Source organism: Ectothiorhodospira mobilis, from assembly GCF_016584115.1.
Classification (GTDB): domain Bacteria; phylum Pseudomonadota; class Gammaproteobacteria; order Ectothiorhodospirales; family Ectothiorhodospiraceae; genus Ectothiorhodospira; species Ectothiorhodospira mobilis.
On sequence record NZ_NRSK01000001.1, the window covers coordinates 39796 to 61686 of the forward strand.

General features: G+C 67.6%; 19 protein-coding genes. 12 read left to right on the top strand and 7 right to left on the bottom strand.

The genetic code is table 11. The features are described from left to right. Positions 1–26 precede the first annotated feature (26 nt). The 3 genes from draG to CKO33_RS00230 all read left to right on the top strand — a co-directional run bounded on the left by draG (position 27) and on the right by CKO33_RS00230 (position 3208). Positions 27–956, top strand: a complete 930-nt coding sequence (gene draG, locus CKO33_RS00220; RefSeq protein WP_200178086.1) for an ADP-ribosyl-[dinitrogen reductase] hydrolase — start codon at positions 27–29, stop codon at positions 954–956. Positions 957–1106: 150 nt separating this feature from the next. After that, entirely contained in the window at positions 1107–2381 is a 1275-nt protein-coding gene (locus tag CKO33_RS00225; protein WP_200178087.1) for an RNA-guided endonuclease InsQ/TnpB family protein, read from the top strand. Between the two features lie 80 nt (positions 2382–2461). Next, the gene (locus tag CKO33_RS00230; RefSeq protein ID WP_200178089.1) at positions 2462–3208 is read left to right on the top strand and encodes an undecaprenyl-diphosphate phosphatase; all 747 of its coding nucleotides are present in this window, start codon (positions 2462–2464) and stop codon (positions 3206–3208) included. Positions 3209–3212: 4 nt separating this feature from the next. Here the strand turns inward: CKO33_RS00230 and CKO33_RS00235 are convergent, their stop codons facing one another. Then, a complete protein-coding gene (locus CKO33_RS00235; protein ID WP_200178090.1) occupies positions 3213–4223 on the bottom strand; it encodes a helix-turn-helix transcriptional regulator in 1011 nt (336 codons plus the stop codon). 57 nt (positions 4224–4280) lie between these two features. Continuing rightward, positions 4281–4952, bottom strand: coding sequence for a DUF2201 family putative metallopeptidase (locus CKO33_RS00240; RefSeq protein WP_200178091.1), 672 nt, complete (start codon positions 4950–4952; stop codon positions 4281–4283). Between the two features lie 217 nt (positions 4953–5169). Here CKO33_RS00240 and CKO33_RS00245 point away from each other — a divergent pair, with 217 nt between their 5' ends. Then, positions 5170–6054, top strand: coding sequence for a damage-control phosphatase ARMT1 family protein (locus CKO33_RS00245; RefSeq protein WP_200178092.1), 885 nt, complete (start codon positions 5170–5172; stop codon positions 6052–6054). A 260-nt stretch (positions 6055–6314) separates the two neighbouring features. Here the strand turns inward: CKO33_RS00245 and CKO33_RS00250 are convergent, their stop codons facing one another. Then, positions 6315–7034, bottom strand: a complete 720-nt coding sequence (locus CKO33_RS00250) for an MBL fold metallo-hydrolase (RefSeq protein ID WP_200178093.1) — start codon at positions 7032–7034, stop codon at positions 6315–6317. Positions 7035–7295: 261 nt separating this feature from the next. Here CKO33_RS00250 and CKO33_RS00255 point away from each other — a divergent pair, with 261 nt between their 5' ends. Beyond that, the gene (locus tag CKO33_RS00255; protein WP_242472390.1) at positions 7296–7769 is read left to right on the top strand and encodes a DUF192 domain-containing protein; all 474 of its coding nucleotides are present in this window, start codon (positions 7296–7298) and stop codon (positions 7767–7769) included. A 24-nt stretch (positions 7770–7793) separates the two neighbouring features. Here the strand turns inward: CKO33_RS00255 and CKO33_RS00260 are convergent, their stop codons facing one another. Continuing rightward, positions 7794–10922 (bottom strand): efflux RND transporter permease subunit, encoded by a 3129-nt coding sequence (locus tag CKO33_RS00260; protein ID WP_200178095.1) that lies wholly within the window; start codon positions 10920–10922, stop codon positions 7794–7796. A 74-nt stretch (positions 10923–10996) separates the two neighbouring features. After that, on the bottom strand, positions 10997–12139 hold the full coding sequence (locus CKO33_RS00265) for an efflux RND transporter periplasmic adaptor subunit (RefSeq protein WP_200178096.1): 1143 nt from the start codon (positions 12137–12139) through the stop codon (positions 10997–10999). A gap of 287 nt (positions 12140–12426) precedes the next feature. Here CKO33_RS00265 and CKO33_RS00270 point away from each other — a divergent pair, with 287 nt between their 5' ends. Next, positions 12427–13026 (top strand): TetR/AcrR family transcriptional regulator C-terminal domain-containing protein, encoded by a 600-nt coding sequence (locus tag CKO33_RS00270; RefSeq protein WP_200178098.1) that lies wholly within the window; start codon positions 12427–12429, stop codon positions 13024–13026. Between the two features lie 48 nt (positions 13027–13074). On the opposite strand, the gene CKO33_RS00275 is transcribed toward CKO33_RS00270, so the two are convergent. After that, on the bottom strand, positions 13075–14358 hold the full coding sequence (locus CKO33_RS00275) for an NAD(P)/FAD-dependent oxidoreductase (protein ID WP_200178100.1): 1284 nt from the start codon (positions 14356–14358) through the stop codon (positions 13075–13077). Between the two features lie 221 nt (positions 14359–14579). Here CKO33_RS00275 and CKO33_RS00280 point away from each other — a divergent pair, with 221 nt between their 5' ends. The 3 genes from CKO33_RS00280 (at position 14580) to CKO33_RS00290 (ending at position 16676) form a co-directional block, all read left to right on the top strand. After that, complete coding sequence (locus CKO33_RS00280) at positions 14580–15047, top strand: hypothetical protein (RefSeq protein ID WP_200178102.1); 468 nt, start codon at positions 14580–14582, stop codon at positions 15045–15047. Next, positions 15047–15616 (top strand): hypothetical protein, encoded by a 570-nt coding sequence (locus CKO33_RS00285; protein ID WP_200178104.1) that lies wholly within the window; start codon positions 15047–15049, stop codon positions 15614–15616. Before CKO33_RS00280 ends, CKO33_RS00285 begins: the two co-directional genes overlap by 1 nt. 172 nt (positions 15617–15788) lie before the next feature. Next, positions 15789–16676, top strand: coding sequence for a hypothetical protein (locus CKO33_RS00290; protein ID WP_200178106.1), 888 nt, complete (start codon positions 15789–15791; stop codon positions 16674–16676). Between the two features lie 300 nt (positions 16677–16976). Here the strand turns inward: CKO33_RS00290 and CKO33_RS00295 are convergent, their stop codons facing one another. Then, complete coding sequence (locus CKO33_RS00295) at positions 16977–17390, bottom strand: PaaI family thioesterase (protein ID WP_200178107.1); 414 nt, start codon at positions 17388–17390, stop codon at positions 16977–16979. Positions 17391–17547: 157 nt separating this feature from the next. On the opposite strand from CKO33_RS00295, the gene CKO33_RS00300 reads away from it, so the two are divergent. The 3 genes from CKO33_RS00300 to lolA all read left to right on the top strand — a co-directional run bounded on the left by CKO33_RS00300 (position 17548) and on the right by lolA (position 21887). After that, positions 17548–18546 carry a zinc-binding dehydrogenase gene (locus CKO33_RS00300; protein ID WP_200178108.1) on the top strand — a complete coding sequence of 333 codons (999 nt, stop codon included), beginning with the start codon at positions 17548–17550 and terminating at the stop codon, positions 18544–18546. A 131-nt stretch (positions 18547–18677) separates the two neighbouring features. After that, positions 18678–21200 carry a DNA translocase FtsK gene (locus tag CKO33_RS00305; RefSeq protein WP_200178112.1) on the top strand — a complete coding sequence of 841 codons (2523 nt, stop codon included), beginning with the start codon at positions 18678–18680 and terminating at the stop codon, positions 21198–21200. Between the two features lie 63 nt (positions 21201–21263). Beyond that, positions 21264–21887, top strand: coding sequence for an outer membrane lipoprotein periplasmic chaperone LolA (gene lolA, locus CKO33_RS00310; protein ID WP_200178116.1), 624 nt, complete (start codon positions 21264–21266; stop codon positions 21885–21887). Positions 21888–21891 lie beyond the last annotated feature (4 nt).

Sequence of the window (21891 nt, forward strand, 5' to 3'; positions counted from 1 at the left end):
CCCGCCGCCGGCCCTGCGGGGGGGCCGTGAGCCTGGAGCGGCGGCATCCCCGGGAGCGGGCCCTGGGGGCCTATCTGGGGCTGGCGGTGGGGGATGCCCTGGGGGCCACGGTGGAGTTCATGACCCCCGCCGAGATCCGCGTCCGCCACGGGGTGCACGACCGCATCATCGGCGGCGGCTGGCTGCACCTGCGCCCCGGGGCCGTCACCGACGATACCGCCATGAGCCTGGCCCTGGGCCGGGCCATCCTGCAGGCGGGGGCCGTGGAGGCCCGGGCCGTCGCCGAGGCCTTCAGCGCATGGATGCGCACGCGGCCGCCGGACATCGGCCACACCGTGCGCCGGGGCATCCTGCGCTACCGGCGCAGCGGCGAGACCGAGACCCCCTTCAATGAACAGGATGCCGGCAACGGGGCCTGCATGCGGGTCCTGCCCGCGGCCCTGGCCACCCTGGGGCAGCCGCCGCAGGCGGTGGCCGCCGCCTGCCGCCGTCAGGCCCGCGTCACCCATCATCACCCGTTGTCCGATGCCGGTACCCTTTGCGTTGCCCGCATGGTGCAGCAGGCCCTTGCCGGGGCCGGGCGCCGCGAACTCATCCACGGCCCGGTGGCGGACCTGGTGCGGGCGCATCCGGAATTCCGCTTCCGCACCCGCCGCGAGGAGAATCCCAGTCCCTTTATCGTGCACACCCTGCGGGCGGTGTTCCAGGCGGTGTTCGACAGCGATGGCTTCGAGGAGTGTCTGGTGGACGTGGTCAACCGGGGAGGCGATGCCGACACCACGGGGGCCATCGCCGGCATGATCGCCGGGGCCCTGCACGGACCCGGGTCCATCCCGGGGCGCTGGTCCGATGCCCTGGACCCGGGGGTGCGCCGGGAGATCCAATGGCAGACGCCGCGGTTGCTGGAGCTGGCCGGCGCTTGCTCCTCTGCCGGAGGCCGCCGCCGGCGGCCGTGAGGGCCCGCGTGCCGGAACCCGGTGACGGGCCGCGCTGCCTCTTGGGCTATATAGCACCCCGGTGGTGCGGGTCAACGGCGCTTCCTGCTGTTCGATGTATTGCTTCAGGAGCGAGAGCGGCGCACCGCCTACGTCAGGTATACTTTCCGTATGGTCCAGCGCAAGGTTACATACCGGCTTTACCCCACGGCTGCCCAGATCTCCGCCCTGGAGCACCAACGCTGGGTTCACTGCCTGCTGTGGAACGAAGCACTGGCTGAGCGGCGGCGGGCCTGGAGCGAACGGCAGGAGTCACTGGGGTTTTCGGCTCAGTGCAAGCGGTTGACCGAGTGGCGACGTCTGTCGAAACTGCTTCGCGGCCTTAACTCCCAGTCCGAACAGGTCACGCTCAAGCGCCTGGATCTGGCATTCAAGCAGTTTTTCCGTCGGGTAAAGAACGGCGAGACGCCGGGCTTTCCGCGCTTCAAGGCCCTGCATCGCTTCAAGGGCTGGGGTTACAAAACCCACGGTGACGGTTGGCGCCTGATCACCAATGAACGGATGAAACACGGGACACTGCGGCTCAGTGGTGTCGGCAAGATCGCGATCCGGGGTAAACCTCGAACCACCGGCACGCCGAAGACCTGCGAGGTATTGTGTCGCAACGGCCGCTGGTACGCGTCGGTGACGCTGAACTGCGAACCGTCGCGTCAGCGCGGAGACGCACTTGGCGGTCTGGACTGGGGGCTGGAGACCTTCGCCACCGTGGCCACCCCGGCGGGGACCGAAACCATCGATAACCCGCGCCACCTGGCCGGCAGTCTGAACGAAATTCGCCGGGTCCAGCGCAATATCTCCCGCAAGGAGGAGATGGCCAGGAAGGCCTCGGGCAGGACGCGGCGCTTTCCTGTCTCCAATCGGCTCCAGAGGGAATACGAGCGCCTGCGCCGTCTTCACCGCAAGGTGGCGAACCAGCGCCACGATTTCCTGCATCAGACGACGGCGCGGCTTATCGGGCAGTTCGGTGTCCTGGGCCTGGAGGCACTGAACATCCGCAACATGACCGCCTCGGGCGGTCAGTACAAAAAGGGCTTGAACCGCAGCATCCTCGATGCCGCTGGAGGGGCCTTCCATCAATGGCTCGGGTACAAAGCGGAGGAGGCTGGCACCTGGGCGATGGAGGCCCCGACGCGGCAGCTCAAGCCCTCGCAAACCTGTCACGCCTGCGGGCGCCAGGAGAAGAAGCCGCTCAGTCAGCGGCGTCATGAGTGCCCTTGTGGCGCGTCCTGCTCGCGGGACGAAAACGCCGCCCGGGTCTTGATGCGCTGGGCCGAGCAGCAGTTATCCGGTCGGGAACGTGGCCGATGCGTGGAGGGCGGTAAGACCGAATCATCCCCGGATGATCCGGCACGCCCCGAGAAGCGCGAAACTCACGCCATAGCCTGAAAGGCTTGGCGGGAGTAGTTCATACTGCCCGGGACCTTCGCAGTCCCCCTTCGGCCCTCTCTCATTCACGGGACTCTTCCATGGATCCCCTGCACATCATTGTCCTTGCCATCGTCCAGGGGATCACCGAGTTCCTGCCCATCTCCAGTTCGGCCCATCTGATCCTCTTCCCGCGGCTGGCGGGCTGGGAGGACCAGGGGCTGGCCTTCGATGTGGCGGTGCACCTGGGCACCCTGCTGGCCGTGGTGGGCTATTTCCGGCGGGATGTGCTGGCCATGGGCCGGGACTGGGGGAGGTCCTTGTGGCTGCGCCGGCGGGTGGGGGACAGCCGCCTGGCCTGGGCCGTGCTCCTGGGTACCGTGCCGGTGGGGCTGTGCGGGCTGCTGTTCAATGATGTCATCGCGCAGGCGCTGCGCTCGCCGCTGGTGATCGCCTGGACCACCATCGGCTTCGGTCTGCTGCTGTGGCTGTCCGACGGGGTGGCGCGGCGGGTACCGCGGCCCCGGGATGAGCACAGCCTGACGCGGCTGGATATCCTGCTCATCGGCTGCGCCCAGGCCCTGGCCCTGATCCCGGGGACCTCCCGCTCCGGCATCACCATGACCGCGGGCCTGCTGCTGGGGCTGTCCCGGGCCGCGGCCGCCCGTTTCTCCTTCCTGCTGTCCATCCCGGTGATCCTGCTGGCGGGGGGGGTCCTGTCCGCCCTCAGCGCCTATGCCTGCATTCACGTGTTCCTGAAGCTGCTGGACCGACTGGGGCTGTTCCCCTTCGTGCTCTACCGCCTGTTGCTCGGGGGGGTGCTGCTGTTCCTGTTCCACCCGGGCTGAGGGCTCAGCCCTCCCAGCGAGACAGCAGCGCCCGGGCGTGTCCGAGGATGGTCTCGCGCCAGGAGGCCGGTTCCAGCACGTGGATCCGCGAGCCCATCCCCATGAGCCACCACAGGGTCTGCCGGTCATCCGGCACCCAGGCCTCCAGCCGGTGCCAGGCCCCGTCCGGCAGGGGCTCGAGCCGCTGCCGCTGCGACAGTGGCGTCTCCGACAGCAGCCAGGCCGTCTGATCCGTCACCTCCGCCACCAGCCGCACCTGGTCGGGGCCCTGGGGGTAGCCGAAGGCGCCACCGGCGATGTAGGCGTCCAGGTCGAAGTCGGGCACCTCCCGCCAGGGGGTGTCGCTGATCCGGGCGCTGCGGATGCGGTGCAGGGCGAAATGGCGGACATCGTCATGATCGTTGGCGGTGGCGATGAGGTAGGTGACCCGCTGGCGGTCCACCAGCCCCTGGGGATGCAGCACCAGGGGGCGTTCCATCTGCCGGCTGCGGGAGAGATAGATCACATCCAGGGCCCGCGCCTCCAGCAGCCCCAGGGCCACCGTCTGCCAGATGCCCTCGGGCACGGCCGCGGGGATGAGGGTCTTGCCGTCGGGCAGGGCGCGCACACGGCGGGCCCAGTGGTGGAAGCGGTTCTCCTTCATCTCATCCAGCAGGCGGCGGGCCCCGTCGAAGTGGGGGGTCAGCTGCGCCATCACCACGGGGGGCAGCAGCCCCCGCAGGTGGTCCTGGGCCAGCACCAGGGCCAGGGCGCTGGACGGGTCCATGGCCGGCAGGTTGCGGTGGAATTCCCGGTCGAAGTACCAGCGGTAGGGGCGGCGGCTGTCATCGCAGGCCAGGGGGAAGTGCAGGGCCAGCTTGTCCCGCAGGTCCCGCTGCAGGGTGCGCATGTCCACCTGGAATCCCCGTTCCCGCAGCTTCTCCAGCAGGACCGGGGTGGAGATCCGCCCCGGATGCCGCGGGATCAGCTGCAGCAGGGTGAGATGACGGAACAGGGTTTCACGCAGTTCGGTCATGGACGGTCCCTGTCGGTCTCGGCGGGTCTTGAAAAGGACATGCCAGACGCCCCTGCATCATGAACGGGAGGCCAGCAGGGCCGCAACCGGCCCCGCCAATTGCGGGCTGCCGGCGTGCCGCCGCAGGCAGTGCTTCAGGCGCTGCTCCCATGCCAGGAGCAGTCCGGGATCCGGCGCACGCGGATCCAGCCGTGGATCCCGTGACCCGTCCGGCACGGGATCCGCCAGCGCTGTCCCGGCGAGATCGGGGTATGACTCCAGGTTCGGATCCGGGTGACCGTCGAGCCAGGCATAGATCTGCTCCAGGGAACGGCCGATGCAGGCGGGGAAAAGCACCGCGTCGTCCGGGAGCCGGAACCCCAGGAGGAGGAGGAGGGCGTTCACCTCCTGGTCGCAGGCCAGATGCCAGCGGCGCAGGTCCGGAAGGGGGGAGGGACGCAGGTGGCCCAGGGCGCAATGCCAGACCAGATGCGCCTGCAGGTGGTGGCGCCGGATCCCGTCGAGGCGGGCGCTGGTGCGGACGTTGAAGAAGATGTGGCGCCCGTCGCACAGGGCCGTGGGCAGGCGGTCGTCGATCACGGGCTGCAGCATCAGGTGTGTGGCCAGGTCCGCCGTCAGAGGATGCTCCCGCTTCCAGAGGTCGCGATCGCCCTCCCAGACGCCCCGCTGCGTGCGCAGCAGCATCTCGTCCTCGGCGCTTCTCCTCGTCTTTCCTGGACCCTTTGGCATGGGGATCTCCCGCTCCGGTCATGCGTCGGGGGGATTCTGCCGGGGGCATGCGACAAACCAGGTCGCGAACCGAGCCTTTTTGTCCATGCCCGGGCCGCCGCGGCAGGCGCTGCGCGCGATCAATGCCACCGCCGCCGTCCCGGGGGATAATTCCCACCTGATCAGCCGGATATGCCGGCCCACCCATGGCCGCTACGGCGGCCCGAGCGGAGTCACCATGCGCATCTACCTGGATTGCTGGCCCTGTTTCCTGCGTCAGGCCCTGAGCGCCGCGCGCCGCGCCGGGGCCTCGGACGAACAGCAGCGGGCGGTGCTGCTGGATACCCTGGAGCAGCTCAAGACCCTGGCCCGGGGGGCCACGCCTCCGGAGATGGGGAATCGCATCCACCGGCGGGTGCGGGAGATCACCGGGCACCGGGACCCCTATTTCGAGGCGAAACGGGAGGCCACCGCCGCTGCCCTGGCCATGCAGCCGCGCCTGGAGGCGGTGATGCGGGAGGCCGCAGATCCCCTGGAGACGGCGGCGCGCATCGCCATCACCGGCAATATCATCGACTACGGCGCCGCCGAGACCTTCGACCTGGAGGCCACCCTGGACCGGGTGCTGCAGGTGCCCTTTGGCATCGACGGCATGGCGGTGCTGCGCCGGGCCCTGGAGCGGGTGGACCGGGTGCTCTACCTGGCGGATAACGCTGGGGAGACGGTGTTCGACCGGATGCTGATCCAGGCCCTGGGACGTCCGGTGACCTATGTCGTCAAGGCCAGCCCCGTGCTCAACGATGCCACCCTGGAGGAGGCCCGGGAGGCGGGGATCCATGAGGTGGCGGAGATCGTGGACACCGGTTGCGACGCCATGGGGGCCCCGCTGGATCTGTGTTCGCGGGCCTTCCGGGAGCGCTTCGAAGACGCGGGCCTGATCATCGCCAAGGGGCAGGCCAACTATGAGACCCTGAGCGATGTGGACGCCCCGGTGTTCTTCCTGCTCCAGGCCAAGTGCGGGGTGATCGCCGACGATCTGGGGGTGGAGACCGGGGCGGTGGTGGCCAAGGCCTCGTCCCGCCTGGAGGCCCGCTTCGGGGAGATGAGTTCTTCGGGGGGGTAGCTACGGTGGGTGCCCCGGGGGCTGGGGGGCGGAGCCGGGTTTGTGCCGCAGGGATGCGGCACGCAAGTTTCCATGGAAGGATTCACGACGTCCCGGCGCAGCCCCCCAGCCCCCTGGGCACATCCCGATCCCCGGGCACATTCGATCTCCTGGTATCCGCTCTGCCGCGCATCCGACCCCATGGACACCCCCCCACGGCTCCAACCGGGACTTCCCGGGTATATGGGTGAGGTGGTGGGATCCGGGCGGGGGAGGGGCGATCAGGCGATCTCGATCACCTGCCCCACGCCGCCGTCATGACAGTGCGGGCCATAGGCCTCTTGGAAGGCGGCGCGGGCCGCGTCCCCGGTGCAGTGGGTGGGGACCACGTCCGTCACCCCCAGATCCTGCAGGGCAGTCAGGGTCTGCTGGATCCTGGCATCATCGCTGTACATGAGGTGAAAGCCGCCGATGGCCCATTCCACGGGCCGCCCCAGGCGCTGCATAGCGGCTTGTACCAGGGTGTCGATGCCCGGATGGGCGCAGCCGGTGATGAGCGCGGTCACCTCCCCCGTGTCCAGGATCAGGGCATGCTCCGGCGGGTTGCTGTCGAACAGGCCGGTGGAGCGTACGCCGGGGGCCAGTAGGGTCATGTCACGGCCGATCACCGTCAACTGGGCGCACATCTCCTCCAGATCCCTCAGCAGATGCTTGGAGAAGCCCTCGTGGACCACCACCTGCAGGCGGGTATTGAGCTCCAGGACGGAATCCAGCCCGCCGATGTGATCCCAATGGGGATGGGAGAGGAAGAGCATGTCCAGGTCCTCGGGGCGTTGCCCGAGACGGGCCATATTCTCCAGCAGGATGCGGCCGTTGCTGCCGGTATCGAACAGGATCTTCTGTCCCGGCAGGTCCAGCACGGCGGCAAAGCCCCACAGGGTGCGCAGGCCGGGCTCGCCGGGATAGTTATCGAAGCAGACGGTCAGGCGGGGGGTGTGCATGGGGTTCTTCCTGTGCCGCTGGAAAGGGGCATGATCTGGCAGTGTATATCCAACCATATTTCTGCGGAATCGAATTTCTCAAATCCGCCTTCCCCCAGCCCTGATCCGCCGGCCTCCCGGTGCGGGACGAACCCGTCGCCACGCCGGCACAGGGGCGGGCTCATCCGCTAGGATGTCTGCAGGAAAAAGGAGGGCTTGCTCGTGTCGGCAGGGGGATCGATGGGTCACAAGGGGCCTGATGCGGGGCGTCGCCGGGGGTGTTTGTGCCTCCTGGCGGGGGTGGCCCTGGCGGCTGGGCTGGGGCCGCTGCTCCGGGCCGGGGATCTTCCGGGGGATGCGGTGGCTGAGCTGCCCCGGGTGCGGGTCCGTATCGGCGGGCAGAGGCTCACGCTGGAGATGGCCGTGGACGCGGCCAGCCGCCGCCGCGGCCTCATGTTCCGGGAACAATTGCCCCAGGGGCAGGGCATGCTCTTCGTCTGGCCGCGGGCCGGGCGCTACGGGATGTGGATGAAGAACACCCTCATCCCCCTGGACGTGGCCTTTATCACCGGGGATTGGCGCATCCTCCACATCGCCACCATGACGCCCCGCAGCACGCAGCTGCACCGGGCGCCCGGGCCGGTGCGTTACGCCCTGGAGGTGAACGCCGGCTGGTTCGCCCGTCACGGCATCCGGGTGGGGGATCGCATCCCGGGGCTGGAAACGGCCCTCCCCGGATCCTGCCGCGTCCGCTGACAGGGGCACGGCGGGACCGGGGCCTCAGCCCTTCTTGCCCAGGCGCCGCAGCCGCTCGGTACCGGTCTCCACCAGTTCGTAGAACATGGGGATGAACAGGATGGCCACGTAGGTGGCCACGATCATCCCGCCCACGATGGGGGTGCCCAGGGCATTGCGCGCCCCCTCGCCGGCACCGGTGGCCAGGGCCAGGGGCAGCACCCCGAGGATGAAGGCCATGGAGGTCATGATCACCGGGCGGAAGCGGATGCGGGCGGCCCGCAGGGCGGCCTCCTTGATGGGCAGGCCGTCCTGCTGGTGCATCTTGGCGGCGAATTCCACCATGAGGATGGCGTTCTTGGCCGACATGGCGATGAGCACCAGCAGCCCCACCTGGAAGTAGATGTCGATGTTCATCCCCCGCAGCCAGATGGCCACCAGGGCCCCGAGCACGGCGAAGGGGATGGCGGTGATCACCGCCAGGGGCAGGGACCAGCGTTCGTACTGTGCCGCCAGGATGAGGAAGACCATCACCACCCCCAGCAGGAAGGCGATGCTGCCGGCCTGGCCCGTGGAAAGCTCCTGGAAGGCGGATCCCACCCAGCCCAGGCTGTAGTCTTCCCCACCCAGGGTCTGTTCGGCCACCTCCTGCAGGGCCGTCAGGGCCTGGCCGGAGGAGTAGCCGGGGGCGGGATTGCCCATGATCTTGGCCGACGGGAAGATGTTGAAGCGGTCGATGACATCCGCCCCCGGGGCCCGGGTGAGGCTGACCACGGAACTGATGGGCACCAGATCGCCGTCGTTGCTGCGCACGAACACATCCTGCAGGTCCTCGGGGCCGGCGCGGTAGGGGGCATGGGCCGCCATGTTCACCTGGAAGTTACGGCCGAAGAGGCTGAAGTCGTTGATATAAAGGGTGCCGAAGGTGGCCTGCATGGTGCGGTAGATGGCCGCCACCGGCACATTCAGGGCATAGGCCTGCTCCCGGTCCACCCGCATGTGGTATTTGGGGGTGTTGGCCACGAAGGTGGAGCGTACCCCGGCCAGTTCCGGGCGCTGGTTGGCGGCCTCCACCAGGGCCTGGGCCGCCTGGGCCAGCCGGTTCACGTCCGCCGAGCCGCGTTGCTGCAGGTAGGCCTCGAAGCCGCCGGTGGTGGACAGACCCCGGATGGGGGGCGGCACGAAGGCGAAGATCCGCCCCTCCTCGATGCGCCCGCCCAGGCCCATGGACTGATTCACGATGGCCTGCACGCTCTGGTCCGCGTCGGGACGTTCGGACCAGTCCCGAAGCCGGGTGAAGGCCACCCCCTTGTAGGAACGCTGGGTGCCCGCCAGCAGGTCAAAGCCGGCGAAGGCCACCTGCATTTCCACGTCCGGGTTCTGTCGCACCAGGCTGGAGTATTCATCCCGCACCTGCGAGGTACGCTCCAGGCTGGTGCTGGGGGCCATGTCGATCACGGAGATGAAGTACCCCGGGTCCTCGTCCGGCACCAGCCCCGAGGGCGTGACCCGGAAGAAGAGCACGGTGCCGACGACCACCACGGCGAAGATGCCAAGGCCCAGGGGCCAGGCCCGCAGGAAGAAGCGCACCGACCCCAGGTAGCCCGTGCGCAGGGCATCGAAGCCGCGGTTGAAGATCCGGAAGGGCAGGGCCGGTTCCTTTTCCCTGTGGCCCGCCAGCAGCAGGGCCGTCATGGACGGGGTGAGGGTGAGGGCCACCACCGCCGACAGCACCACGGACACCGACAGGGCCACGGCGAACTGGCGGTACATCTCCCCCGCCAGCCCGGGCACGAAGGCCACCGGGATGAACACCGCCAGCAGCACCAGGGTGGTGGCGACGATGGGGCCGGTCACCTGCTCCATGGCCTTGATGGAGGCCTCCCGGGCCCCCAGGCCCTCCTCACGCATGATGCGCTCCACGTTCTCGATGACGATGATGGCATCGTCCACGACGATGCCGATGGCCAGGACGAGGCCGAACAGGGTGAGCAGGTTGATGGACATCCCGGTGAGGAACAGTCCCGCCAGGGCACCGATGAGGGCCACGGGGATGGCCACCAGGGGCGCCAGGGTGGCCCGGGGTTTCTGCAGGAAGACGAAGATCACCAGTACCACCAGGATCAGCGCCTCGACGAAGGTCTTGAGCACCTCCTTGATGGAAATGCGCACAAAATCGGTGGTGTCCAGGGGGATGCGGTAGTCCATGTCCCCCGGGAACTGCCGTGCCAGTTCCGCCATGCGCTCGCGCACCTGATCCACCGTCTCCAGGGCGTTGGCGCCCGGGGCCAGGTAGAGGCCGATGGGCACCGTGGGCATGCCGTTGTAGGTGGCGTTGAAGCCATAGCGCTTGCTGCCCAGTTCCACCTCGGCCACGTCCTTCAGACGCAGGGTGCCGCCGTCCTCCGAGGAACCGAGGATGATGTTCTGGAACTCCTCCACCTCGCTGAAACGGCCCTCGGGGGAGATGGTATAGGTGAAGGGCTCTCCGGGGGCATTGGGGTCGGCGTTGAACTTGCCGGCGGCGAACTGGGCGTTCTGTTCGCGGATGGCCTGGGCCACCTCTTCCGGGGTGAGGTCGAAATGGGCCAGCCGCGCCGGATCGAACCATACCCGGATGGAATAATCCTGGGCCCCGAACAGGGTGGCATCCCCCACGCCGTCCACCCGCTTGAGGGCATCGATGATGTTGATCAGGCCGTAGTTGCTGAGGAACTTGGTGTCGAACTGCTCGTTTTCCGAGAGCAGGGTGACCACCATGAGCAGGGAGCTGCTCTTCTTGTTCACCACCACGCCCTGGTCCCGCACCGCCTGGGGCAGCTGGGCGATGGATTGCTGCACACGGTTGTTGACGTCGATGGTGGCCTGGTCGGGATCGGTGCCGTTGGCGAAGGTCACCGTCAGGTTCATGCTGCCCGCGTCGGAACTGCCCGACTTCATGTAGAGCATGTTGTCCACACCGTTGATGGCCTGCTCCAGGGGGGCGGCCACCGATTCGGCGATGGTCTTGGCATCGGCCCCGGGGTAGGTGGCCTGCACCTCCACCTCCGGCGGTACGATCTGCGGGTATTGTTCCACCGGCAGGGCCGTGAAGGCCGTGCCGCCGGCAATCAGGATGACGATCGCCAGCACCGTGGAGAAGATGGGTCGATCGATGAAGAATCTGGAAAACATCGCAGGCTCCAGGCCCTCCCCTGGAGGGGGAGGGCGGGCAGGTCTCTAGGGGTTCCGTCGCGGGGGGCGGTGGATCACGCCCCCTGTCCGTCCTGTCCTTGCTCAGGTTGGGGTCTCACCGGGGCGTCGGGACGGACGTTGATCAGGCCGTCGGTCACCACCTGCTCCCCCGCCTCGAGCCCGGAGCGCACGATGACCCCATCGGTGGTCTCCGCACCCAGTTGCACCACCCTGAGGTGGGCACGGTCCTCGCCGTCCACGACGAAGACCGCCGTGGATTCAGGCTCGGGACCACTGGTGATGGCCGTCTGCGGGATCACCAGGGCATCCCGGGGTTCGGCCACCTTCAGGCGCACGCGCACATATTCGTTGGGGCGCAGGACATTGCCGGGATTGTCGAACACACCGCGCAGGCGGATGGTATTGGTGCGTCGGTCGATGTCGGCGGCACGGTAGTTCAGTTCACCCTGCAGGGGCTCTCCGCCGGGACCACGGATCCCGGCGATCTCGGCCGGCGTGGGGCGGTCGGGGGAGGGATTCAGGGCCGGGGAATCGGCGAAGGGATCGTTCACGGGCATGGGCAGGATCACCTGGATGGGATTCACCTCCTGAATGGTCACCAGGCGGTCGCCGACATCCACAAGATTCCCCACCGATACGGCCCGCAGGCCGGCGAACCCCGCGATGGGGGCGGAAACGGAGGTGTAGTCCAGGTCGATACGCGCCGCCTCCAGCTTGGCCTGGGCCACCTCCACCCCGGCCTGGGCCTGTTCCAGGGCCGAGCGGGCATCGTCCCGGGCCTTCTCGCTGGCCACATCCCGTTCATACAGGGAGCCGATACGCTCCCAGTCCCGCCGCGCCGCCGACAGGGTGGTGCGGGCGGCGATCAGGTCCGCCTCCGCCTGATGCACCGCCGCCCGGTAGGCCCGGGGATCGATGCGGAACAACGGGTCGCCGGCCTCCACGCGTTCCCCCTCCACGTAGAGCCGCTCCTCGAGGATGCCGCTCACCTGGGCCCGCACCTCCACATGGCGATGGGCCTCGGTGCGGCCTGTATAGGTCTTGTACACCACGGCCGGTGCCGGCTCCACGGTGATCACCGGCACCGGGGGTGGCGGTGGGCCATTGGGGGCTGCGGGCGAGACGGCCGGCAGGGCCAGCAGGGCCACCAGGCCGAGGCGCAGGGGATGGAGTAGGGAGCGCAGGGGCATCGACATGGGATTCACCGATCGCTGTCCGGCATGGCCGGGGACTGGGGTCTGGATGTCCCGGCGTCGGATTTTCGGGCGCCGGGGGAGCATCTTGGACCATTACGGGTTCCGGAATATCCGGCAGCCGGGGATCATGGGGCACTGCCGGGAGCATAGACGATGAAAGGTAACGTAACATACGTTACACTTTCAAGCGAATTCTCAACCCCGCCCTTTCCATCCCTCCGGTTCCGAGGTCGCTGATGCCGCAATGGTTCGAAAACCCGCCTCCCTGCCGGACCCGCAGGGGGGAAGTGCGTCGTCAGCGACTGCTGGATGCGGCGGCGGAGGTCTTCATGGAGCAGGGCTATGCCGGGGCCAGCGTGAACGAGATCGTGCGCCGGGCCGGGGGCTCCATGAGCACCCTCTATCGCCTCTTCGGCAGCAAGCTCGGTCTGTTCGAGGCCATGATCGCCCAGCGCACGGAGGCGGTCTTCGCCCCCTTCGAGGCGGAGGGGGTCTGGACCGATGACGTGGAGGCCTCGCTCCTGGCCTACGGGCGCCATATCCAGTCCCGCCTGGTGGAGGGGGATGCCGTGGAGATCTTCCGCCTGGTGGTCTCGGAGCGGGGGGAGGACCGGGAGCGCATCCAGTCCTTCTTCCACGATGCCGGTCCCCGCCGCGGCCAGCGGCTGCTGGCGGACTATCTGCGCACCCAGGTGGAAAAGGGGCGGCTGCGGGCCATGGACTGTGACATGGCCGCCTGCCAGTTCATCGACATGACCCGCGCACCGTTCTACTACCGTCTGCTCTTCGGGGACCCGCCCGGGGAGGCCGAGCGCGAGCGGGCCCTGCAGCAGGCCCTGACCCTGTTCCTCCACGGGGCCGGGGCCTCCCGGGAGGAGCCGGTCTGAGTGTCGCCGGGTCGATGCCGTGGCCCGGAACCCGTGGCGAGGGATGGGTTACCCGCCCTTGGCCTCCTTGAGTTTGGAGATCTTCAGGCGGTTCATGATGAACTTCTCGTAGAAGGGTTCGCTGACACCGTTGCGGATCTTGCGCATGAAATACCACTCAAAGGCCAGTTTGCCCCAGTGCACCCAGCGCCCTTCGGAGGACCAGTTCACGTTCCGGGGCGGGTTCTGGGGCATGGCCAGAAAGGCCGCGCCGCGGTCCCCGAAATCCGCCAGGCAGAGGGCGTTCCAGGTGGGTTCCTCCACGGGGTCCTGACCCCGGATCAGGCGGGGGATATTGTGGGCGGTGGCCGTGACCATGCTCTCGATCATGAATCCGGTCTTGGGCACCCCCGTGGGTACGGGGGTGGGCTTGGGCGGGGCGATGGCGATGCATACGCCGATGGCGAAGATGTTGGGGTATGTGGGATTGCGCTGGAATTCATCCGTGATCACAAATCCCCGGGGATTGACCAGGCCCTCGATGCCCCGCAAGGCCGGGATGCCGCGGAAGGCGGGCAGCATCATGCTGTACCTGAAGGGCAGTTCATGGGCCTTTTTCTCCTGGCCATCTTCGTCGAATTCCGTGAAATGGACGGTATCCGCAGTGAACCGGTCCACCCGGGCGTTGGTGACCCACTGGATGTCCCGGTCCCGCATGATGGATTCGAGCATGCCCTTGGTGTCGCCCACGCCCCCCAGGCCCAGATGGCCGATATAGGGTTCGGAGGTGACGAAGGTGATGGGGACCTGGTTGCGGATCTTGCGCCGGCGCAGGTCGGTGTCCAGGGTCATGACATATTCGTAGGCCGGCCCGAAGCAGGAGGCCCCCTGGACCGCCCCGACGACGATGGGGCCGGGATTGGCGCAGAAGGCCTCCCACTGCTCCCCGGAGACCGTGGCATGTTCCACCTGGCAGACCGAATGGGTGTACTGTCCGGGGCCGAACCCCTCGATCTCATCAAAGGCCAGCTCGGGTCCGGTGGCGATGACCAGGTAGTCGTATTCCACCGAGCGGCCGCTTTGCAGCTCGATGCGGTTCTCCCCGGGATGCAGGCGCCGGGCCCCGTCGCAGAGGAATTCGATGCCCCGGCGGGCCATGACGGGGGCCAGGTCGATGGTGATGTCCTCCTTTTTGCGCCAGCCCACACCCGCCCAGGGGTTGGAGGGGGTGAACTGGAAATAGGGCTTGTCGGAGATGACCGTGAGCTGATCCTCCGGGCCCAGGTTCTCCTTGAGCTCGTAGGCCTGAAGGGTGCCTCCAAGTCCTGCACCGAGAACAACCACATGTGCCATTGCCTGCTGCCTCCGTCTTTGCCGTTGCCGGGCGGATCCCCGGGCGGCCGGTGATTCTGCGCTTATATTGATATATTTCTATATTAGAATGCACTTTTATTCCGGGAAGGCCAAGGGGGAATCCATGCCGGAAGCGGGCCCGATGCCTGCGGAATTCCCTCTGGATCCGCCTGAGTTGGGGTGCGTATCCCATATCCTGCGATGAATCGAGGAGATCCGTGATGAAGTATAGGACGGCATCGGCGGGGCCGAAGCCCGGCCCCGGCCCCGCCAGGCCCCCCCTGGGGCGTGCCCTGAAGGCCTTTACGCGGCTGTTGCCCGTACTTACGGCCATGCTCCTGCTCACCAGCCTGGTCCTGGCCTGGCTGCCCATGACGGGGTTGGCCTCTGCCCTGGCCGGGGATGGGCCGGTGGACGTGCTCCTGGGGACCCTGCTGGGGAGTGTCGCCGCAGGTCACCCCTCGGCGGGGTATGTGCTGGGTGGGGAATTGCGTGCCGGGGGGGTGGGTCTGATCACCGTCACGGCCCTGATCTCGGCCTGGGTCACCGTGGGGGCGGTGCAGCTGCCGGCCGAGGCCCTGACTCTGGGGCGGCGCTTCGCCCTGGTGCGCAACCTGGTGTGTCTTGTACTGGCCGTGGTCCTGGCCTATCTCACCGTGGCCGGCCTGGCCCTGGCGGGGGGGTACTGATGGCCGGGCGTTTCTCCCGGTTGCGCCGTCATGGGGGATGGGTCTTTCTGGGGCTGGTGCTGCTGGCCTGGGCCGGGAGTGCCCTGATGGATCCGCAAGTGACGCGTCAGGCCCTGGAGGCCTTCCTGCGGATGGCCCGGGCGGTGGCCCCGGTGCTGGTACTGGTCTTCGCGCTCATGTACCTGGTGGAACGGCTGCTGGATCCCGGGCGCACCCGGGCCTGGCTGGGGCCCGGATCCGGGGCGCGGGGATGGCTCCTGGCCCTGGCCGCGGGCGTGCTCTCCACCGGCCCCGTCTATGCCTGGTACGGCCTGCTGGCCCAGTTGCGGGACCAGGGTATGCGCACCGCCCTGGTGGCGGTGGTGCTCTATGCCCGCGCCATCAAGCTGCCGTTGCTGCCCCTGCTGGCGCACTATTTCGGCGTCACCTATGTGATGGTGCTGACCCTCCTGATGGCCCTTTCCGCCCTGATCAGCGGCTGGCTCACCGAGCGTCTGGCGGGGGGAGCCGGCGAAGGGGTCCCCGGATCTGATTCCGGAAACGGATCAGAGTCAGGGCCCTCTTCGTAACCCTTGTGGAAGATGCCGGCCTGAATCAGGAGAGTGTCGGCATGCATTACACCTTTGGGGTCATGGTTTTGCTCGGGTGTATTAACGTTTTGATATTAAATAAAAATAATTTTATGGCATGGAGGGTGCTTACATGTGCGGGTGAGATTTCCGTCACAAAGGGGGTGCTCAAATGATGAAGGAAAGATTCCTCGCTGGATGCATGGTGGGGCTGTTGTGCGCCGTATTCTCCGGGTCTGCGTCGGCGGGTCTGATCGTGGATCGGGGTCTGCCGGACTCGAATCTGAACAATGGGGCAGGCAGTGATCGCAGCAACGTGGCCTGGGACCTGGGGCCGCAGGGGGGCAGCTATATTGCGGGAGACGATTTCACCATACCGTGTAGTGAAGGCCGCTCATGCGGAACCAAATATTTTGACTATTGGCGGATCGACCGGGTCACCGTGTGGGGTGTCGCGGGGGGATATGACTCGGACTTCCAGCTCGGGGATCGCTACGATACGGTATCCCTTTTCCTGGGGCCGGATCAGGGGGAGGGGACGGTCGTTCCCCGGGTGGCGACGTCTTCGGTGACCGGCGATCAGGCCGATGCCGAGAACATCGAGATCAGCAGGGTGGATTACCCTAATAACGAGGGTGTGGCTTATCAGGGAAGCGGTGGGGGATTCATCCAGATATGGGAGTTCAATTTTGATGATCTGGGGCTCTTCAGGGAAGGAAACTTTCTCTTCGGACTCGATTTGATGGATTCCGATGGGGAAAGCTCCCCCTACTGGTTCAATCATGCCTCGAATGCCGCCTTGAGCGGCACTCCCCAGGAACAGTCGGATGATAGGTATAACTGGTATGCCGGAAATGCGGATATGACGGAAATCGTCTTTGGGGGTATGCTCGATTCCAATGGGTTTGGCTGGGATAAGTCCAGCGATATCAATATACAGGTGTATGCCACTTACCTGGAAACCCGCATTCCGGAACCGAATATCCTGGCCCTGTTCGTTGGGGGTGGGGGGCTCCTGCTGGTAATGCTGTGGGGCCGCAGGTCGTATCCCCGGTGTTAGGCCTCTGTTTCGTTTTTGAACGGCCCGCTGTGGACAGCGGGCCGTTATTCCCTTACTGGATCCCTGAAGGCAGCGTCGTCTCTGCCATCTGCCGCAGCGAGGGGACTGCCCATACGTTCCTAGGGTAAACGGTTGATTCTATGGCAGTGGGGCAGGCGATGTGCAGGGATGCGCTCATGAGGGAGCTCCCGGAATTTCATGCCTGAATTCAGGATGGAATATACCCAGGGAATAAGGGTGGATCTGCGAAAGATCAAGCCTGGATCTCCTGAAAATCAGATCCACTCCCATGGTCCATATCTAGATCCCGATTTCCTCCAGGGTCTCGCGCTTGCGGTAGACGGTGCCCTGGAAGAGGGCGATCAGGGTTTGGTCCTCGCCGGTGACCCGGATCTCGTAGGTGGCCAGTTTCGGGTTGATGGCCACCTCCCGCGCCTCGGCATGGAGGACCCCGCCGCGGGAGGCCCGCAGGAAGGAGACGGACACGTTCACCCCCAGGGCCACCGTACCGTGGGAGTTGGAGGCCATGGCGAACACCAGATCCGCCAGGCTGAAGATGGCCGCCCCGTGGGTGACCCCCGCCGCGTTGCGGTGGCGTTCGTCCAGGACCAGCCGCGCCCGGGCGCGGCCGTCCCCCGCCTGCAGCAGTTCGATGCCCACATGGGCGGCGAAGCGATCCTTCTCGAAGAAGCGGGCGAGGTCATCCTGGATCATGGCGTATCGGTGTCCGGTTGGCGTGAAGGGTGCAATATAGCGCCACATGGCGTGGGTTGTCGCTGCGTGGCCTGCGCCTTTTCAGTGTCCCCGCGGGCCGGGATATCATGGCCGGGAAGCATCCGCGACCACGTCAGCGAGCAGGAGGAGGGATGCCATGCGATGCGTGCAGATGACCGCCATCGGTGGATCGGAGGTGCTCCGGATCGCCGATCTTCCCCGCCCGGAACCGGGTCCCGGCCAGGTGCGGGTGCGCCTGGCGGCGGCCGGGGTCAATCCCGTGGACACCAAGATCCGGGCCAAGGGGTTGCTGGATCCCGAAGCCGGGCTGCCGGCGATCCTGGGCTGCGACGGTGCAGGCACGGTGGATGCCCTTGGTGAGGGGGTGGCCGGGATCGGGCCGGGGCAACGGGTGTTGTTCATGAACGGGGGGATCGGTCGGGCACCGGGGAATTATGCCGAGTACACCAGCGTCGACGCCCGCTTCGTCGTCCCCATCCCGGAGGGGGTGGACGATGTGGCGGCGGCGGCCATGCCCCTGGTGGCGCTCACCGCCTGGGAGGGGCTGTTCGACCGCGCCCGCCTGGAGCCGGGGGAATGGGTGCTGATCCATGGCGGTGCCGGTGGTGTGGGTCACGTGGCCATCCAGCTGGCCCGGCAGGCCGGTGCCCGGGTCATGACCACCGTCGGCGATGACGACAAGGCGCGTATCGCCGAGGCGCTCGGCGCCGAGGCCGTCATCCGCTACCGGGAGGAGGACTTCGTCGCCTCGGCCCGGCGCCGGACCGACGGCGAGGGCGTGGCCGTGGTCCTGGACACCGTGGGCGGCGAGACCTGTACCCGCTCGCTGCAGGCCCTGGCCACCTACGGGCGCCTGGTGTCCATCCTCACCCTGCCCGGGGATCTGGACTGGAACCATGCCCGCCTGCACAACCTGGGCGTGACCCAGGAATGGATGCTCACCCCCATGTTCCTGGGGCGGGACGATTACCGCCTGCATCAGACCGCCATCCTGCGCCAGTGCGCCGCCCGCATGGCCGATGGCCGGCTGAAGGTGCACGTGGCCGGGACCTATCCCCTGGAACAGGCGGCAGCGGCCCACCGCCGGCTGGAGGCGGGGGGGATGAGCGGCAAGCTGGTGCTGATCCCCGGTTAGCCGCGGCGGCGCGGATCCCCGGGTGCGAATGCGCCCAAGGGGCCTCCTGGGTTACACTGGCCGGATCGGCCCCGACGGCGAGATCCGCCGGGGCACACCCGCATCCCCATCCGCCCAACCCCGATCCGCCATTGGCCCAGGCTCGCCCGAAGAAACGCAAACCCGCAGACCGCTCCGCCGGGGACGCCGAAGGACCGCGTCCGCGCCGCACCCTGAGTGCCCATTTGCGCCGTGGGCTGCGGGAGGGGGCCCTGCTGGTACTCACCGCGGCGGCGGTCTATCTGTGCATCGCCCTGGTCACCTTCGATCCCGGGGATCCCGGCTGGTCCCGGACCGGGATCCACGACGGGGTGGACAATCTGGGCGGGCGTGTCGGGGCCTGGTTCGCGGACCTGTTCCTGTATCTGTTCGGTTATCTCGCCTACCTGGCCCCGGTGATGGTGGCCTACAGCGGCTGGCTGGTATTCCGCGGGCGTAGGGGGAGCGGAGAACTGGATCTGCATCTTCTGGGGGTGCGCTGGCTGGGGTTCTCCCTCACCCTGATCGCCGGATGCGGGCTGGCGACCCTGCATTTCCTGCCGGGGATATTGCCCATGAATGCCGGCGGCCTCGTGGGCGAGGTGATCGGCAAGGGATTGCTGCCCATGTTCGACCTGGTGGGGGTGACCCTCTTCCTGCTGGCGCTTTTTCTCACCGGCTTCACCTGGTTCACCGGGCTCTCCTGGTTCGTGCTCATGGACCGTACGGGGCGCTGGACCCTGTGGCTGTTGCAGCGGGCAGGGGAGCGACTGGAGCAGGCCCGGGCCCGTTACCGCGAGCGACGGGCCAGCCGGGCCCGGGCGGCGGAGGAGAAGGACGAACGCCGGGAGGAGAAACGCCGGGAGACCGAGCGCCGCCGGGCGGAGAAGCAGCGTAAGGCCGAGGCGCGCCGGGAGGCCAAGGCCAGGAAGAAGGGGGAGGAGACACCGCCCCCGTCCGCGCGCGTGGAACCGGTGCTGACGGGGGCGCCGGATGATGCGCTCACCGGGGCGCCGGAACGGGCCGGGAAGGCCGCCGGTGACGCGGCCATCGAGGAGGCCACGCTGCCGGTGCCGGAGAAACCCGAACCCTCTGCAAGGCCCCCCTCCGGGACCCCTGCCCAGGTGGAGCCGGGCACCCCGCCGCCGGTGACCCTGCTGGATGATCCCAAGCCCCAGGAGGGGGGGTTCTCGGAGGAGGACCTGGAGTCCATGTCCCGCCTTGTGGAGGAGAAATTGCGGGACTTCGGCGTGCAGGTGGAGGTGGTGGAGGTGCATCCGGGGCCGGTGATCACCCGCTTCGAGCTGCAGCCTGCGCCGGGGCTCAAGGTGAGCCGCATCTCCGGTCTCTCCAAGGACCTGGCCCGTGCCCTGTCGGTGATCAGCGTGCGCATCGTGGAGGTGATCCCCGGCAAGTCCACCGTGGGCATGGAGATCCCCAACCAGAAGCGGGAACTGGTGAGCCTCTCGGAGATCTTCCGCGCCCCGGTGTTCGACGGCGCCGGTTCGGCCCTGACCCTGGCCCTGGGCAAGGACATCGGCGGCCAGGCGGTGGTGGCGGACCTGGCGAAGATGCCTCACCTGCTGGTGGCGGGCACCACCGGATCGGGCAAGTCCGTGGCCATCAACGCCATGCTCCTCTCCCTGCTGTTCAAATCCCGGCCCGAGGAGGTGCGTCTGATCCTCATCGACCCGAAGATGCTGGAGTTGTCCATCTACGAGGGCATCCCGCATCTGCTGGCGCCGGTGGTGACCGACATGAAGGAGGCCTCCAACGCCCTGCGCTGGGGTGTGGCGGAGATGGAGCGGCGCTACAAGCTCATGTCCCACATGGGGGTGCGCAATATCGCCGGCTACAACCGCAAGATCCGGGAGGCCACGGCCCGGGGCGAGCCCATCCCCGATCCCTTCTACAACCCCCAGGGGGCCCTGGATCCGGAGGCCCCGCCGCCGCTGCTGGAGCCCCTGCCGTTCATCGTCATCGTGGTGGACGAGTTCGCCGACATGATGATGGTGGTGGGCAAGAAGGTGGAGGAGCTCATCGCCCGCCTGGCGCAGAAGGCCCGGGCCGCCGGCATTCATCTGATCCTGGCCACCCAGCGGCCCTCGGTGGATGTGATCACCGGCCTGATCAAGGCCAATATCCCCACCCGCATCGCCTTCCAGGTGTCCTCCCGGGTGGATTCCCGCACCATCCTGGACCAGATGGGGGCGGAACAGCTCCTGGGCCACGGGGACATGCTCTACCTGCCCCCGGGCAGCGGGCATCCCGTGCGCCTGCACGGGGCCTTCGTGGCGGACCACGAGGTGCATGCCGTGGTGGATTTCCTCAAGGCCCAGGGGGAACCCCACTATCTGGACGAGGTGCTGGAGGAGCCGGAATCCGGCGGGGCTTCGGTGCCCGGTCTGGAGCCGGTGGAGGGCGGCGAGGAGTCCGATCCCCTCTACGACCAGGCCGTGGCCATCGTGCTGGAGTCCCGCAAGGCCTCCATCTCCTATGTGCAGCGGCGACTGAAGATTGGCTACAACCGGGCCGCCCGCATGATCGAGGACATGGAACATGCCGGGGTGGTGAGCCCGCTGCAGTCCAACGGCAACCGCGAGGTGCTGGCCCCGGCCCCGGCGCAGGAGGATTGAGCGCCCCCGGGAACTCAGACGGTTTCGTCTGATCCCATTCCCGAAACCAGGAGACGAGCCCCCATGTACCGAATCCTGCCCCTGTTGCCCCTCCTCCTGTCCCTGGCGCTGACGCCGGCCCTGGCCGGGGAGGGACGCCAGCGCCTGGAGTCCTTCCTCCAGGAGATGGACACCTTCCGCGCCGCCTTCGAGCAGGTGGTCACCGATGAATCCGGGGAGGTGATGCAGCGCTCCGGGGGGCGGGTCTACCTCAAGCGGCCCGGCCGCTTCCGCTGGGACTACGAGACCCCCTACCGGCAGCAGATCATCGCCGACGGCGAGTCCCTGTGGACCTATGACGCGGACCTGGCCCAGGCCACGGTGCAGCCCATGGGGGAGGCCCTGGGGCGTACCCCCACCCTGCTGCTCACCGGGGACGGGGACCTGGAGGCGGCCTTCCGCCTGGAGGAGGCGGGCAGTGAGGGGGGGTTGGCCTGGGTGGAGCTGATCCCCCGGGAGGGGGGTACGGACTTCGAGCGTCTGCGCCTTGGCCTGGATGGGCAGGGCCTGCGGGAGATGGTCCTGGAGGACCAGTTCGGCCAGCGCACCCGCATCCGCTTCAGCCAGCGGGAGATGAACCCCGGCATCCCGGAGAGCCGCTTCCGCTTCGAGCCGCCGGCGGAGGTGGATGTGATGCGTAACGGATGAACAC

Coding starts and splice junctions, on each gene's coding strand:
- CKO33_RS00275 (WP_200178100.1), bottom strand. CDS start 14,358: ATGGCACATGTGGTTGTTCTCGGTGCAGGACTTGGAGGCACCCTTCAG.
- CKO33_RS00285 (WP_200178104.1), top strand. CDS start 15,047: ATGGCCGGGCGTTTCTCCCGGTTGCGCCGTCATGGGGGATGGGTCTTT.
- CKO33_RS00235 (WP_200178090.1), bottom strand. CDS start 4,223: ATGACCGAACTGCGTGAAACCCTGTTCCGTCATCTCACCCTGCTGCAG.
- CKO33_RS00295 (WP_200178107.1), bottom strand. CDS start 17,390: ATGATCCAGGATGACCTCGCCCGCTTCTTCGAGAAGGATCGCTTCGCC.
- CKO33_RS00300 (WP_200178108.1), top strand. CDS start 17,548: ATGCGATGCGTGCAGATGACCGCCATCGGTGGATCGGAGGTGCTCCGG.
- CKO33_RS00290 (WP_200178106.1), top strand. CDS start 15,789: ATGATGAAGGAAAGATTCCTCGCTGGATGCATGGTGGGGCTGTTGTGC.
- CKO33_RS00245 (WP_200178092.1), top strand. CDS start 5,170: ATGCGCATCTACCTGGATTGCTGGCCCTGTTTCCTGCGTCAGGCCCTG.
- CKO33_RS00240 (WP_200178091.1), bottom strand. CDS start 4,952: ATGCCAAAGGGTCCAGGAAAGACGAGGAGAAGCGCCGAGGACGAGATG.
- CKO33_RS00230 (WP_200178089.1), top strand. CDS start 2,462: ATGGATCCCCTGCACATCATTGTCCTTGCCATCGTCCAGGGGATCACC.
- CKO33_RS00280 (WP_200178102.1), top strand. CDS start 14,580: ATGAAGTATAGGACGGCATCGGCGGGGCCGAAGCCCGGCCCCGGCCCC.
- CKO33_RS00250 (WP_200178093.1), bottom strand. CDS start 7,034: ATGCACACCCCCCGCCTGACCGTCTGCTTCGATAACTATCCCGGCGAG.
- lolA (WP_200178116.1), top strand. CDS start 21,264: ATGTACCGAATCCTGCCCCTGTTGCCCCTCCTCCTGTCCCTGGCGCTG.
- CKO33_RS00265 (WP_200178096.1), bottom strand. CDS start 12,139: ATGTCGATGCCCCTGCGCTCCCTACTCCATCCCCTGCGCCTCGGCCTG.
- CKO33_RS00260 (WP_200178095.1), bottom strand. CDS start 10,922: ATGTTTTCCAGATTCTTCATCGATCGACCCATCTTCTCCACGGTGCTG.
- CKO33_RS00225 (WP_200178087.1), top strand. CDS start 1,107: ATGGTCCAGCGCAAGGTTACATACCGGCTTTACCCCACGGCTGCCCAG.